The following is a 13,739-nucleotide window of genomic DNA, read 5'->3' as shown; positions in this document are numbered from 1 at the left end:
AATCTTTGTCATGTAATGACTATCTCGGCGAAAGTTTTACTGTTGCCGAATATTATTACCTGAGAACAATCAAATATTTTGATGATGCTGGTCATGATTTCAGGGGATGCCCAAGGTTAGCTTTGTTTTCTTAAACCGTATACTATGAATCCTGTTATGACACCAGCACTAAGCGAAGTAATGGGAGCGATTTATTATCGTCCAGCTGTGTCAATTATTTTGCCCTTTGATCCTAGAATGAACGCGAAATCAGAATTGACATATTCATTGAAACTTGCTACCGATAAAGTGGAACAGGAGCTGAAGAATAATTATCCCGCCGAAATGGTTGAGTTAATGATGGATAAACTAAAAACATTGATAGCCAATTTGAATTTCAGTACAAACAAAAAAAGTATTGCTCTATATCTATCGCCTGTATTTGAGAAAGTATTATACCTCGCTATACCTGTTATGCAAAAAGTTATCGTCAGCGATTCTTTTGAAATACGCGACCTGGTATACAGCAAAAAGCAGTTGCGTCAATACCTTGTTTTGATTATCAGTGGCAAGCAAAGCAAGGTGTATTTAGGCAAATCTAATACGCTTGTCAAAATCTTATCAGACGCTCCTGAATCGATATACGCCTATATAAATGACATTCCGGAAAAGGTGGCGAATTTTTCAGACGCTTCCAGCCGTAAAGAAATAGTGATGGATAAGTTCCTCCATCATATCGATAATACGCTGGAGTTGATCCTCAATGCCTACCGACTACCTCTTTTTTTGTTAGGACCTAAAAGGATATCGGGGCATTTTAAAAGCCTCACCAGGCACTCAAAAGCCGTTGTTCAATATATACATGGAAATTATGAAGATACCCCGGTACAGGAGCTGGCAGGGGTCCTCGAGCCATATATGGAAGATTGGCAAAGAATAATTCAAAAAGACTTGTTGAATCAGTTAGAAGACGCTGCCGGCAGAAAGAAATTAGGCATTGGAATAAGAGAGGTATGGAAGGAAGCCAGGGGCCGGAATGGACGTTTGCTCGTGGTTGAAAAGGACTATATGTGTGCGGCGCAGCGTGGCAGCAGTAATGGGGCCATCTATATGCCCTCTAAACCCTATAATAAATTTTCAACCATCAAGGATGCAGTAGATGAAGTAATACAAGCAGTGCTTGAACACGGCGGCGATGTGGAGTTTGTAGATAATGACCTGTTGAAAGATTACCATCATATTGCACTGATTAAATTTTATTAATATGAGAACGATTATTGCTCCGACCGATTTTTCACCGGTTTCCCTTAATGCTGTGGACTATGCAGCCGACATGGCTTGCATGCTTAGCGCCCGGTTGACGCTGTTTCACGTTTATTCCATTCCCATACCTGTAGGAGAAGTACCTATGCCCCCCTATAGCACTGAACTAATAGAAGAGGAGGTACAACAGGAGATGGAGAAGCTCAAAGAAAAATTATTAGTCCGAACAGGAGGAAAAACAATTATCCATAATGAAATAGAGATGGGTAGTGTGCTTTCCAAGTTAACAACTTATTGTGCAACCATTAAGCCATTTGCCGTAGTGATGGGAGCAGGAACCGCCAACGGAATCGAGCGCTTTTTATTTGGCGGCAAAACAACCGGCGCCCTAGAGCAGGTGCAATGGCCACTATTGATTGTGCCACCGTTGGTAAAATTCAAAAACATCAGGAAAATCGGGCTCGCCTGCGATTTCAGAGAAGTGATAGAATCAGTGCGAGTAAAAGAGATCCAGAAATGGGTTGAAGAATTCCAGGCAGAACTGCATGTATTGCATGTAAGCGATAAAACCAAAGAGGCACTCAGCTCTGAAACCATAGCGGAGTCCGGCCTGTTGCAGGAAATGCTTGGCGAGATGCATCCTAAGTACCATTTCATCAATAAACCGGCCGTTGAGCAGGGAATTGCTGAATTTGCAGAAGTGAACAAGCTTGATTTACTCATCATCATTCCCAAAAAACACGGTCTTATCAGTAAAATATTTCAATACAGCCATTCAAAACGACTCGTACTTCATACGCATGTACCTGTTGTGGCCATTCATGAATAGAATCCGTTAAAATGAGAACACTTTTTTACAGCACAAAAGATTTCGAGCAGTCTTATCTATTAAAGGCTAATCTGCTTCATAATGATATTTCATTTACAGAAACGCCATTATCGTTGAAAACTGCCGATGAAGCGGATGGCTATGATGCAGTCAGTGTTTTTACAGCAGACGACGGCTCCGCGGATGTATTGAAAAGATTGCATCAAAACGGAGTAAAATTTATTGCTATCCGTGCTGCCGGGCACGACAACATAGATTTGAAGAAAGCGGCGGAATTGGGAATACGAGTAGCTAATGTACCCGACTATTCTCCATATGCTATTGCCGAACATACTGTTGCGCTGATATTATCTCTGAACAGAAGAATTATTCTTTCAGACAAGCAAGTGCATCTGCATAATTTCACTATTTCTGACCTGATAGGATTTGATCTGCACAACAAAACCATCGGTGTCATCGGGGTTGGTAAAATCGGCGGTGTACTGATTAAAATATTGCATGGATTTGGATGTCATCTATTGGCACACGACATCCTGGAGAACGAAAAACTGAAACTACAATATGGATTTGAGTACGTTTCTCTTCAGAGGTTATGCAGTGAATCTAATATCATCAGCATCCACACTTGTCTTACACCCCAGACAAAATATTTAATCAATAAGAAATTCATTGACCTCATGCAACGCGGCGTCATGCTTATAAATACCTGCCGTGGTGGTTGCGTGAATACCGCCGATGTCATTGCAGGATTAGAGAGCGGTCAGATAGGTTACTATGGAGCCGATGTATATGAAAATGAAAGGGGCCTCTTTTTTAATGATCTTTCAGGAAAAAACCTGGAAGATCCTCTGTTGAAGAAATTACTGGATATGCCCAATGTACTCATTACTCCACACCAGGCGTTTGCGACAAACGAAGCGCTGGCCAATATTGCAGCAACCACCTTTTATAATATCGATTGCTGGAAAAAAGGGAAAATCAATAAACATGAATTAAGGCTCAAAGCAATTTGATCTTTATGTCTTTCATAGTTACCATTACTTTCAGCCCCTGTATAGACAAAAGCGCATCAATTCCCGCCTTAATTCCCGAGAATAAACTACGTTGCTCAAAAATAAAACTGGAGCCTGGCGGAGGAGGTATCAATGTAGCGAGGGCGATAAAAAAGATAGGGGGAAATGCAACCTGCATATTACCGTCTGGCGGCTGTACAGGTAAATTTCTTGCTCACCTCCTTGAAAAAGAAAACATTCATACCGTTATTATCGATACTGCTAATGAAACAAGAGAGAATTTCATCATCAAGGATGAGGGTACGGGCAATCAGTACCGGTTGGGTATGCCTGCCGGAAAATTGAGCAAGAACGAGTGGAAACAATGCCTTAATGCCCTGAATGAAACGGCGGATGTTCGCTTTATTGTTCTAAGCGGGAGTCTGCCACCAGGTGTTTCCGCTACTGTTTTTGCACAGTTAGCACGAAGTGCTAAAAAGAAAAACGCAAAACTTATTGTTGATGTATCCGGAGATGCATTAAAAGAAGCCGTTACCCTGGGCGCTTACCTGATCAAACCAAATTTAGCTGAGCTAGGTACATTGGTTGGAGTACCCAAAATCAAAATTGACCAGGTTGAAAAAACAGCAAAGGAGGTTATTCGGCAATACCAATGCGAGGTGATCGTAGTTTCACTGGGTAGAGACGGAGCTATCCTGGTTACTCGGGATGAGACCTATAGTGTAACGCCTCCCCAGGTGAAGGTAAAAAGTACTGTAGGGGCCGGCGATAGTATGGTTGCCGGTATCGTGTACAGTCTGGCAAATAGAAGCAGCCTGAAACAGGCATTGCAATATGGCGTAGCTTGTGGCACCGCTGCCACCATGAACCCCGGAACCGAGTTGTGCCACAAGAGAGATGCCGATCGTTTATATTTACTTCTTACACAATAATCTGTCTTTGAATATGATGATGATCATGAGCCCTCATGAGTATTGTCATTTAATATGCGCCAACCGATAGATAGCTTGTATCTATATCAATACCATCATCCTGAAATCAATAATCCTTTTATTAAACATTAAAGTGGGTTAAATGTTTGAAAAGCCGATGATCTGACCGGTCACATAAAAGAGTATATCAATAACCGCATAAATGCCGTTAAATTGAGAGGCGTCCGGGATGGTAGCAGCTTTTATTGCTGTTGCAATAGTTTCGATTCTGTACCTGCTTCTTGTCGTCTTTATAAGTATTGCGCTGGCTTTTGCTTTAGGTAAATGGACTGGGCAGTTATATTGTGGATTCCTTATTGTTACAGGCTTGTATTTTGTAGCAGGACTGGTTATTTGGCTCACCAAAGAACAACTGCTTCGTTTTCCCATTATGAATGCAATATTGAAACAATTATCCAACGAACGAAGTGATGAAGAAGATTAAAAATACTAATGATCTCCGCAAGAAAAAAAGAACCTGAGGCAGAGAAAGGATGAATTGGAAAAGTCTATTCACTACGATTGGCGTGATTTCAAAGAAAATTTGACGGTTAAAAATGAACTTGATCAAATATTTTCCTCCGAAGAGAAAATAAAAAGTAACACAGGTTTCTTTTCGAAATGGTTTTATCAATTGATCACTGAGAAGATGAAAAAGGCAACCGACGAAATCCAGAAAAAAGTAATGAGTTGGTTTGAAAAATGAATACTTGCACAGGATGTGGTTTTTTATTTTTTAAGTGATTGGTATTTAATCTCTTACCAAAGACTCGTTGGAGGGAGTAACTGGCATAGGATTATTTATTGTAGTTGAGTAATTTGGTGGTGCTTTCACCGCTGTCGACACTAAATAAATGCCTGTATGCAAGCCCCGGCTCCCAGTATGAAAATTGCAAAAAATGATTTCTTGATAACACTGTGTAATAGTATAAAAGAAGGCGCCGCCATTGTAGAAAAAGATACTGCAAAAATCATATTTCGTAATGACGCCTGGTTTAGGTTGTTTGAAGTTGATCCGCCTGGCAAAATGGATATGATGCAAATAAATCAACTCAGGAAAATCGAACTTACAGATGATGAGGTAAAAAACCGTATTACCATAGCAGAGAAGGAAGGTTTTTTTTGTGAGCAGGCAGAATATATATCTAAAAAAGGGCGGCCGTTTTGGGGAGAACTGTCGATCAGTCTATTTAAGAATAAGGAAAGTATTTATTATATCGTTGTAATTGACAAAATTAATAGTGTAAAAGAAACCGAACGAATGATTACGCAGGATAAGCAAAGATTCGATGCATTACTGGAGCACGCCAGCATGGGTATAATAGAAATAAATAGCCGTGGAGAGATTATCAATATTAACCTGTTTGCTTTAATGCTTTTTGGTTACAGTAAGGAAGACGTATTAAATAAAAAGATAGAGATGCTCATTCCAACAAGGTATCATGCTAAACATTTACAGCACAGAGATCGATATAGAGCCCATCCGAAGAACAGGCCTATGGGAGTTGGCATGGATTTATTTGCGGTTAAAAAAGATGGAACCGAATTCCCTATGGAAGTAAGCCTGAGCAACTATATAAGAGACGGCGAACACTGCATCATAGCTTTTGTGAGCGATATCTCTATCCGAAAAAAGACAGAAATAGAAATTAAAAAGCTCAATGATGAATTAGAAGGAACTGTTGAACAACGAACAAAAGAACTCAAAACCGCTATACAACAATTGGAATTGTCTAAGGAAGAGCTTTCCGGATTGCTGGAAAAAGAGAAGGAGTTGAGTGAACTTAAATCCCGGTTTGTCTCTATGGCTTCTCATGAATTTCGAACTCCTTTAAGCACCATACTCTCATCGGTCTATTTATTAGAGCAATACAATGCTGACAATGAACAGTCAAAGCGGAACAGGCACCTGAAGCGTATTATTTCATCTGCAAATATGTTGAACGACATCTTAAACGATTTTTTAAGCGTTGATAAAATTGAAGAAGGAAAAATTCATGTTAAATATGCTGAATTTGATATTCAACAACTGGTCGAATCGGTAATGGAAGAAATAAAAAACAACCTGAAGAAAGGGCAGGTACTTGATTATGATCATGATGGCAACCCTATGGTTTTATTAGATCCCTCTTTGCTGAAACATATTATAATGAACCTGGTTTCGAATGCCAGCAAATTTTCGCCGGAAGCAAGTTTTATCAGCATCAAGACATATTCTGATGATCATCATTTTGTTTTCTCAATAAAAGATCGGGGTATTGGCATTTCGAATGATGATCAAAAGCATTTGATGGAAAGGTTTTTCCGGGGAACCAATGTTACCGGTATACAGGGAACAGGCCTTGGGTTGCACATCGTATCTAAATATGCGGAATTGATGAATGGCTCTATCGAATGTAAAAGCGAATTGCAGGAAGGTACAGAGTTTATACTAATCTTTAACGCAAAAACCAATCATCATGAAAAAGATATTAATCATTGAAGACAACGAAGATATCAGAAGTAATACTTCAGAAATATTGGAATTGTCAAATTATATGGTGATTACGGCTGAAAACGGAAAAATAGGAGTAATTAAAGCGATCGAAAATAAGCCAGACTTAATTATTTGCGATATTATGATGCCTGAGCTTGATGGATATGGAGTGCTTCATGCTATTCAAAATAATGAGAAAATCAAGAATACGCCATTTATCTTTCTCACTGCCAAGGCTGAGCGTGACGACTTTCGGAAAGGAATGGAACTAGGGGCAGACGATTACCTTATAAAACCATTTGATGGGACAGAACTATTGAATGCAGTCAGTAGCCGTATCAAGAAGCTGGATTTATTGAAACAGGAATTCAATGCGGACATGATCGGCATCAGGCAGCTTCTTGAAGCATCATCCGGCAAAAAGGAATTGATGGCATTCACTGAGGGCAGGGATATCAACCGGTATAAGAAAAGACAAACTGTCTATTCCGAAGGCAATCATCCCAACCGGCTATATTATATTGTAAAGGGAAAAGTAAAGGCATATAAAACCAATAAGGATGGCAAAGAGCTGGTAACCGATCTGTTCAGTACCGGGGATTTTGTTGGGCATGTTGCTCTTTTAGAGAAATCTGTCTATAAGGATACTGCTGAGACGTTGGAGGAAGCGGAACTGGCAGTAATACCCAAAGAGGATTTCGACGAATTAATTAACAAGAACCCTGAAATTGCCAGAAAATTTATTCAGTTATTAGCGAAGAACATTTCGGAAAAAGAAAGCCAACTTTTAAACCTCGCCTACAATTCCCTCCGGAAAAAGGTTGCAGATGCGCTTTTGCTGATCCAGGCAAAATATAGGAAAAATAGCAACGATAATTTCGACATTGACCTCAGCCGTGAAAACCTGGCTACTTTGGCAGGTACTGCTACAGAGTCTCTCATAAGAACGCTCAGTGATTTCAAAAATGAAAAGCTGATCGATATACATGATGGTCGAATCAGTATTCTTAATCAAGAGAAACTTGAAAATTTATTCAACTAATTTTTTTGCTGATTTTTCTTCCCAGTGAAATTTTCTATAAATGTCTTCGTAAAACCGGACTCTGCCGGTTGAATCGCACCCTGCCGGGTTATACCATACAATCACGGGCATGGGGTCATCTGCAGGTACGGCTATTGGGGAATGGTTTATGAGACAGCCTTTCTGTTCAAGTGTATCAATTGCCAAATGATGGGCTTTTAAAACAAGCCGACCCAGTTCCATGGGATTTTCCATCCTCAGGCACCCATGACTGAAATACCTTTTATTCAGCATGAAGGCACTTTTGAATGGGGTATCATGCAAATAAACACCGAAAGGACTATAAAACTCCAGTTTTAGCAGCCCCAATGCATTATCGCATCCGGTACTTTGGCGAATGGTATATGGGAAATTTTTGACGTTTAAAGCCTGCCATTTTATTTTGTAAGGGTTCATGATTTTCCCCGCACTGTTCAATACCTGGAAATTACCGACACGAATGAATGCAGGATTTGCCTTGATCAGGGGCAATAGCTCTTTGGCAACAATACTAATTGGAACATGCCAGTAAGGATATAGAATCACTTTGTTGATCTTACTTGCGAGCGTTGGGGTTGGGGTAGACGTTTTTCCAAGTACCATTCTCATTTCCAGGATGGACCGGTTGTCCCGGTATACATTCATATATGCGGCTGGGATATTTACAACAATTACTGTCCGGCCCTGGATAAGGCAATACAGCCATCGGTAATAATTAATGGAGAGGCTGAGTTGTTGTAATCTTTTGTACAGCGGCACGTTCAATTGTTCCAAAATAGTTGAGCGAAGCATCCCATCGGATAATAAATTAAACTGGCGTTGCGCCTCCCGGATTGCTTTTTTCAATGAAGTTTCAGGCAGATGGGTACTGACAGAATCCAAAATTGCCAATTGATAGAGTTTAAGTACCAGCGCAGTATTATTTGAATTAACCTTATTGGACGCTATGACCACCTCTTTAAAATCGCCTTCAGACATCCTGGCATTGAGTTGTTTTATTTTATTTTCCAGGGTATTAACCTCGACCAGAGGTGGGGTAAGCTGCTCTTTTAATAGTTGTATAGACTTCGTCTTAATGGCATTGGCTAATAATACTGGAATATCATAGCATGCGGGCTGATAGTCAAGCCCGTCGTAACGAAGTTGTGGCATGATATTGCCGAATGCAATGCTCCTGTAAAAATGAATAGCTATGCCGGTAATTCTGATTTCTCTTTGCATAGAATCATCGGCATTTCGTAATAAAAGATGCCCATTACAAAATTCTTCAAGGAAGTCAGACGCATAGTATTCATCTTGCAGGCCCCAATTTGCCGACTGCTTAAGCACGGTTAACAAAAAATTTCTATCCTCAATATTTTCTTGTTGTATCCATGCCGTTTTAAAGCCCAGTTTTTCGTAAAATGTTATGACTTCAGCCGGATACGGGGGGATCGATCCGGGAGTGGATTGCCCGTTAAAAATAAAATTTCGCAGCCTGTCCGGAGTAATTTGCGAATAGGACGTATAGCTCGACAGTAAAATGATGAATATGATTACCCTGAATTTCACAGTGTTATTATTTTTCTAATAACTAGATATTGAAAACAAGTTGACTCAGGCCGATTTAAAATAAATATGTATTTTACTTAACAGCTTGTAGAAATCCCTTTCATTTTTTAGCCTTGTAAAATCATAAAAAAGAAAATCAAAAGAGGCCCAAATTAAAAACCAGCCGGCTGGTTCCAGCAGGGCTTTAATACTAACAATGACATGGGAAGGAGAAAGAGGAAAATCGGTCCAGGAATTAAGAAGAATGATCATTATCCCACTTAATAGGGTTAAAATGCCATTTCTCAGTTTACCCCGGCATTTGTACTGATGAAACAGAAATTGGCGCCTGAAAAAATCGCCAAGGCTGCTTACAATAACTTTTTCTGATTCCTCATCCCTTTGTTCCTGCGGTAGCAAAAGGAACAGGCCTTCAGCGTTATGTTCCTTGTATTTCATTTCTCTGCGCAATTCATACAGGAAATCTTCTGATATTCTTCGTTTGAGGTAATGCCGGCTGTCAAAATCAGAATAAATATCATCATAAGAATCCAACCAGAGATCTAGTTCTGTCATACAATAAATGTTAATATAAGAAGCCCCGCCACCCCTGAGAGACGGGGCTCTAAACCTTACAATAGCAGGCTTATTTCACGGCGATATGTTTCGCCTGTGGCATTTTTGCTCCCTCTCTGTGAGGCAGGGAGACTTTAAGAATTCCATCTTCATACTTTGCTTCGATCTTTTCTTTGTTAACTTCATCCGGCAAAGTGAAGCTGCGGCTAAACGACGAATAACTGTATTCCTTCCTGGTAAATTTCTTTTCTTTTTCTTCCCTGCTTTCCTCTTTTTCGGAACTGATGGTGAGGATGTTGCCATCAACATCAATTTTGAAATCATCTTTTTTCATGCCGGGAGCGGCCAGCGATACCAGGTATTCGTCTTTTTGTTCGGAAATATTCACTGCGGGGACATCCATCGTACGACCCCAGGAACCACCATTGCCGAACCATTCATTCCATGGTTTGAAAAAATCATCAAATAATGAAGGCTTTCTTTCTGATTGCCTTGCAAGTGTTTGTGTTCCCATAATTTTATATTTTGATTATTGAATAGATAATTTCAGAACAAATTTATTTTTCTGAAAAAGCACAGCAAACGATTTCCATCAGTGCATGTGATGAGATTCATCAGTGAAAATAACTGTACAAACGAAAATGCATTCAATAAACAATCACCTGCATGTCCTTATCTGTCGATTGTTGGGTGGTTTTGGGAATATAGAGTTGCAGGATACCCTGCCTGTATTCCGCACTCATGAATCCCGGGTCTACGTTGGAAGGCAGCGGAATATGACGTTTCAATGTATTGGAGTCAAATTCGTGCATCCTCGACCTTTCATTCTTTTCTTTTGTTATCTTTTTCATCAATACAAACAAAAACAATGTATTGTTGTGCATATGAATGAATATATCTTCTCTTTTTACTCCTGGCAAAGATATTTCTATGTTAAAGCAGTCTTCGGTCTCAGTCATATTGATCGGAGGCATTGTCACATTCGCCGGAGCCGCTGGTTTAGTATCAAGTAAAAAAACTTCCAATTCAGGAAGCAGGATATATTCACCAGGGTAAATTGCTGACTCTTTCATATGGTGAAGTTTAATATTTACTGTTTTTCAAATCTGCCGGTTACTTTCGAAATCTCAATTCTGTACATTATGTACTTAACCCGGTTACTGTCGTCAATCACTGATATTACCCCATGTTCATGAGGATGAATGGTGCTGCTGGTCATTAATGAAAATACCTTTTCAAAAAGAATAGCCCTGGCGCTCCTGGCCATTTCATCTTTCAGTTCTTCAAATTTTCCATAAACAATCACACTTTGCCAGTTTCTCATGTCTGTTACCACATCTACTTCAAAACAGACATTTGGATTTTTCCGGAGTATGCTTAATTTCTTCCCTTCGTTACTTTGTCCGTAAATATATTTTCCATCGAAGATGTAAGTCACCGGTGTAATATAGGGTTGATTACCATCACTGCAGGCTAGCCTGCCCACCACCTGGCTGGAAAGTATGTTTTCTATTTTTTCCTTGCTTAATTCACCCAGCATTTTATATATTTTAAATCCAAAAAATTGTACACAAATAACAATTAATAAGACCGATCAGCGATTCTTATTTGACAATAAAATAGGATTGGCTGCATTCATATTGATAGCCTGTTCAGCCTGTTTTGAGAGCATCTTATCAATTTGCTCTTCATTCAACTTCGCCTGGTGAAAAACGACTGCTGATTTTTCATTTCCAAGATCTTTTGCGAATGCAGCAACAGTACCATACATATTGATTTTGTAATGATTGATGCCCTGTATACTTGAAAGCAAACAAGCATCCCGTATTTCGGTGTTGTTGCAATTGCTCATTTTTTCCTTTGTTTCCAATATAAATGCTTGCATGATAGCGTTAGTGCAGGAAAGCGATCCAATCTTTTCTTCAGTGATAAAGGCTTTTATCTTTTGAATATTATCCTTGACAAAGTCAAGATATTGCTGCAATACATTTTTAAGAGACAGCGAACTTGCTTTACTTATCCAATCAGGCAATATATTTTCCAGCTGTCTTTCAGCACCGTTCAATTTCCGGGCATCGAAATCTATGAGATCGTGTAATGTGGTGAGCCCCATAATATCTTCTCGCATATCCGTAAATTTTGTTCTACAAATCTATTCCGGAAGCATGTCCTTAATATTGACGGTTATCATCAACTAATTTGATTGTTCTCACGTAAAATTCACAACATATTATATGTCAATTATTTACATTTTCTGAATTATGTGATTTAGTAGCCAACTCGGTAATATATATTTATGTATTGCTAACAGATCAGGTAGCTGATGCTCCTTTTTCGTTGAGTTTTATTTTTTTTCATTATCTTAACAAAGTATTGAAACAGCTTGCTTCCATACTATTGCTGCTAACCCTGTTGCTGAACTGGTGCGCCTATCCATTGATAGCTACCTGGTTTGAGAACCGGTCGGAATCCAGGCTTGCTGCCCAGCTCGACGAGGAATGGGTGAATACTTCAGGTCTCATCAGCATCAAAGTGCAGGCAAATCTTCCTTATCAGTATTCACAGGATTATGAAAGGATCAGAGGAAACGTAGAGATCAATGGTGTCAATTATACTTATGTCAAGCGCCGTTTTTATAATGATAGCCTGGAATTATTGTGCATACCGAATATCGAAAGAACAAACCTGCGCAACCTGAGAACAGCATACCTGAAAAACACCAACAATCCGGAAACCTCGCTTCCACTGAAAAAAAGCAATGGTTCTCATCTTTCAAAATCCACCGTGCAGGATTTTTATACGGAAGAATTTGTTTCCTTTCTTTATGCTAATGATCCCTCACTAATAGAGCATTGCCCGGACTGGAATGACTGGACGAGCTATGACCATCTGAAAAGAATAGACCAGCCTCCGGAAACCGATCGCTCCTGATCAACGCAGAACAATCTGTTCATCAACTTAATTAAATGAAATGTGCCGTGCATGCCCTTATGTGCATGCACGCATCGCTGTTAACATGCCGCAGCAGGTATCCTGCGGCATCATCCTGATTACTATCAATAAAACAACACCAATGGAACGCTGCTTTATACGAAAGAGACTCTTTGTCTTAGCCTTGTTACTGATCACCGGCAACTTACTCCTGGCGCAAACCGACCAGGACGCTATCATGATGAGCAAGCATAATTTCTGTACCGGACTGATGTACGGTCACAGCAATTGGGATCATTATTGGGAAGGTACTTTCAAAAGAGACAACCTTAACCTGGGCACTGTAAGCACCAACAGTTACGCAGTGATGGGCAATTATGGCATCACAGATCACCTGAATTTTTTATTCGGGGTACCTTATATCCAAACAAAGGCTTCAGCAGGGACCCTGCACGGGCAAAAAGGTATACAAGACCTGTCGGTTTGGCTGAAATGGCTGGCCGCAGAAAAAACATTCGGCAAACATGATCTCTCATTGTATTTATTGGGAGGTTTTTCTACACCACTTTCCAACTATACGGCAGACTTTCTGCCTATGTCCATCGGTTTGCATAGCACTACTTTTTCAGGAAGACTGATGTTGGATTACCAGCATGGGGGCTTCTTTGCAACCGGTTCAGCCACCTATATTTACCGGAATGATATTACGATCGACAGAACAGCCTACTATACCACCACACAGGTGCAGAGTAATAAAGTAGACATGCCCGATATGGCTGCCTTCTCACTGCGAACCGGTTACCGTAGCCATCCACTCATTGCCGAAGCAGTGGTTACCAACATGCAAACACTGGGCGGCTTTGATATTCGTAAGAACGACATGCCTTTCCCCAGTAATAAGATGAATGCTACTACTGTAGGGATCAACGGCAAGTATGAGATTGCCAAAATAGACGGGCTCTCCCTTACAGGCGGCGCTAACTATGTGATGGCAGGAAGAAATGTTGGTCAGGCAACGAGTTACAACCTGGGTGTATTCTACATCATTGCATTCCATCCAAAGAAAGAACACAGCAATCAAAAGCCATCACACGATACTTCTAAATAACCC

Annotated in this window: 15 protein-coding genes; 9 read left to right on the top strand and 6 right to left on the bottom strand. The window is 40.1% G+C overall.

Annotated elements, in window-relative coordinates; translation table 11 throughout:
* Positions 1–144 precede the first annotated feature (144 nt).
* From BLU98_RS09120 to BLU98_RS09085, 7 genes are all read left to right on the top strand, one after another.
* Positions 145–1,242 carry a baeRF3 domain-containing protein gene (locus tag BLU98_RS09120; RefSeq protein ID WP_139173874.1) on the top strand — a complete coding sequence of 366 codons (1,098 nt, stop codon included), beginning with the start codon at positions 145–147 and terminating at the stop codon, positions 1,240–1,242.
* A 1-nt stretch (position 1,243) separates the two neighbouring features.
* The gene (locus BLU98_RS09115) at positions 1,244–2,071 is read left to right on the top strand and encodes a universal stress protein (protein WP_092723722.1); all 828 of its coding nucleotides are present in this window, start codon (positions 1,244–1,246) and stop codon (positions 2,069–2,071) included.
* Positions 2,072–2,082: 11 nt separating this feature from the next.
* The gene (locus BLU98_RS09110; RefSeq protein ID WP_092723721.1) at positions 2,083–3,084 is read left to right on the top strand and encodes a 2-hydroxyacid dehydrogenase; all 1,002 of its coding nucleotides are present in this window, start codon (positions 2,083–2,085) and stop codon (positions 3,082–3,084) included.
* Between the two features lie 5 nt (positions 3,085–3,089).
* Positions 3,090–4,016 (top strand): 1-phosphofructokinase family hexose kinase, encoded by a 927-nt coding sequence (locus BLU98_RS09105; RefSeq protein WP_092723720.1) that lies wholly within the window; start codon positions 3,090–3,092, stop codon positions 4,014–4,016.
* A 229-nt stretch (positions 4,017–4,245) separates the two neighbouring features.
* Complete coding sequence (locus tag BLU98_RS09100; protein WP_092723719.1) at positions 4,246–4,500, top strand: hypothetical protein; 255 nt, start codon at positions 4,246–4,248, stop codon at positions 4,498–4,500.
* A 417-nt stretch (positions 4,501–4,917) separates the two neighbouring features.
* Entirely contained in the window at positions 4,918–6,537 is a 1,620-nt protein-coding gene (locus BLU98_RS09090; protein WP_139173873.1) for a sensor histidine kinase, read from the top strand.
* Positions 6,515–7,573, top strand: a complete 1,059-nt coding sequence (locus tag BLU98_RS09085; protein ID WP_092723717.1) for a response regulator — start codon at positions 6,515–6,517, stop codon at positions 7,571–7,573. Before BLU98_RS09090 ends, BLU98_RS09085 begins: the two co-directional genes overlap by 23 nt.
* Here the strand turns inward: BLU98_RS09085 and BLU98_RS09080 are convergent.
* The 6 genes from BLU98_RS09080 to BLU98_RS09055 form a co-directional block, all read right to left on the bottom strand.
* Positions 7,562–9,142 carry a L,D-transpeptidase family protein gene (locus BLU98_RS09080; protein ID WP_092723716.1) on the bottom strand — a complete coding sequence of 527 codons (1,581 nt, stop codon included), beginning with the start codon at positions 9,140–9,142 and terminating at the stop codon, positions 7,562–7,564. The two genes, BLU98_RS09085 and BLU98_RS09080, sit on opposite strands and share 12 nt — an antisense overlap.
* 45 nt (positions 9,143–9,187) lie before the next feature.
* Entirely contained in the window at positions 9,188–9,580 is a 393-nt protein-coding gene (locus BLU98_RS09075) for a hypothetical protein (protein WP_139173872.1), read from the bottom strand.
* Between the two features lie 187 nt (positions 9,581–9,767).
* The gene (locus BLU98_RS09070; protein WP_026770253.1) at positions 9,768–10,211 is read right to left on the bottom strand and encodes an Hsp20/alpha crystallin family protein; all 444 of its coding nucleotides are present in this window, start codon (positions 10,209–10,211) and stop codon (positions 9,768–9,770) included.
* Between the two features lie 133 nt (positions 10,212–10,344).
* A complete protein-coding gene (locus tag BLU98_RS09065) occupies positions 10,345–10,656 on the bottom strand; it encodes an Hsp20/alpha crystallin family protein (RefSeq protein WP_257574853.1) in 312 nt (103 codons plus the stop codon).
* A 131-nt stretch (positions 10,657–10,787) separates the two neighbouring features.
* Entirely contained in the window at positions 10,788–11,237 is a 450-nt protein-coding gene (locus tag BLU98_RS09060) for a pyridoxamine 5'-phosphate oxidase family protein (RefSeq protein ID WP_092723713.1), read from the bottom strand.
* Positions 11,238–11,291: 54 nt separating this feature from the next.
* On the bottom strand, positions 11,292–11,825 hold the full coding sequence (locus tag BLU98_RS09055) for a YciE/YciF ferroxidase family protein (RefSeq protein WP_092723712.1): 534 nt from the start codon (positions 11,823–11,825) through the stop codon (positions 11,292–11,294).
* Between the two features lie 173 nt (positions 11,826–11,998).
* On the opposite strand from BLU98_RS09055, the gene BLU98_RS09050 reads away from it, so the two are divergent.
* A complete protein-coding gene (locus tag BLU98_RS09050) occupies positions 11,999–12,628 on the top strand; it encodes a hypothetical protein (protein WP_092723711.1) in 630 nt (209 codons plus the stop codon).
* Between the two features lie 40 nt (positions 12,629–12,668).
* A complete protein-coding gene (locus tag BLU98_RS09045) occupies positions 12,669–13,736 on the top strand; it encodes a hypothetical protein (protein WP_257574852.1) in 1,068 nt (355 codons plus the stop codon).
* Positions 13,737–13,739 lie beyond the last annotated feature (3 nt).

Source organism: Hydrobacter penzbergensis (genome assembly GCF_900106985.1).
Taxonomy (GTDB): domain Bacteria; phylum Bacteroidota; class Bacteroidia; order Chitinophagales; family Chitinophagaceae; genus Sediminibacterium; species Sediminibacterium magnilacihabitans.
The sequence above is the reverse complement of the archived record's forward strand: the minus strand, read 5'-3'. Positions and strand labels throughout refer to the sequence as shown.

What these genes read in the sequence shown, in the direction of transcription:
- BLU98_RS09105 (WP_092723720.1), top strand. Translation starts at nt 3,090, where the DNA reads ATGTCTTTCATAGTTACCATTACTTTCAGCCCCTGTATAGACAAAAGC.
- BLU98_RS09085 (WP_092723717.1), top strand. Translation starts at nt 6,515, where the DNA reads ATGAAAAAGATATTAATCATTGAAGACAACGAAGATATCAGAAGTAAT.
- BLU98_RS09110 (WP_092723721.1), top strand. Translation starts at nt 2,083, where the DNA reads ATGAGAACACTTTTTTACAGCACAAAAGATTTCGAGCAGTCTTATCTA.
- BLU98_RS09120 (WP_139173874.1), top strand. Translation starts at nt 145, where the DNA reads ATGAATCCTGTTATGACACCAGCACTAAGCGAAGTAATGGGAGCGATT.
- BLU98_RS09075 (WP_139173872.1), bottom strand. Translation starts at nt 9,580, where the DNA reads ATGAAATACAAGGAACATAACGCTGAAGGCCTGTTCCTTTTGCTACCG.
- BLU98_RS09055 (WP_092723712.1), bottom strand. Translation starts at nt 11,825, where the DNA reads ATGCGAGAAGATATTATGGGGCTCACCACATTACACGATCTCATAGAT.
- BLU98_RS09060 (WP_092723713.1), bottom strand. Translation starts at nt 11,237, where the DNA reads ATGCTGGGTGAATTAAGCAAGGAAAAAATAGAAAACATACTTTCCAGC.
- BLU98_RS09065 (WP_257574853.1), bottom strand. Translation starts at nt 10,656, where the DNA reads ATGACTGAGACCGAAGACTGCTTTAACATAGAAATATCTTTGCCAGGA.
- BLU98_RS09100 (WP_092723719.1), top strand. Translation starts at nt 4,246, where the DNA reads ATGGTAGCAGCTTTTATTGCTGTTGCAATAGTTTCGATTCTGTACCTG.
- BLU98_RS09070 (WP_026770253.1), bottom strand. Translation starts at nt 10,211, where the DNA reads ATGGGAACACAAACACTTGCAAGGCAATCAGAAAGAAAGCCTTCATTA.
- BLU98_RS09090 (WP_139173873.1), top strand. Translation starts at nt 4,918, where the DNA reads ATGCAAGCCCCGGCTCCCAGTATGAAAATTGCAAAAAATGATTTCTTG.
- BLU98_RS09045 (WP_257574852.1), top strand. Translation starts at nt 12,669, where the DNA reads ATGTGCCGTGCATGCCCTTATGTGCATGCACGCATCGCTGTTAACATG.
- BLU98_RS09115 (WP_092723722.1), top strand. Translation starts at nt 1,244, where the DNA reads ATGAGAACGATTATTGCTCCGACCGATTTTTCACCGGTTTCCCTTAAT.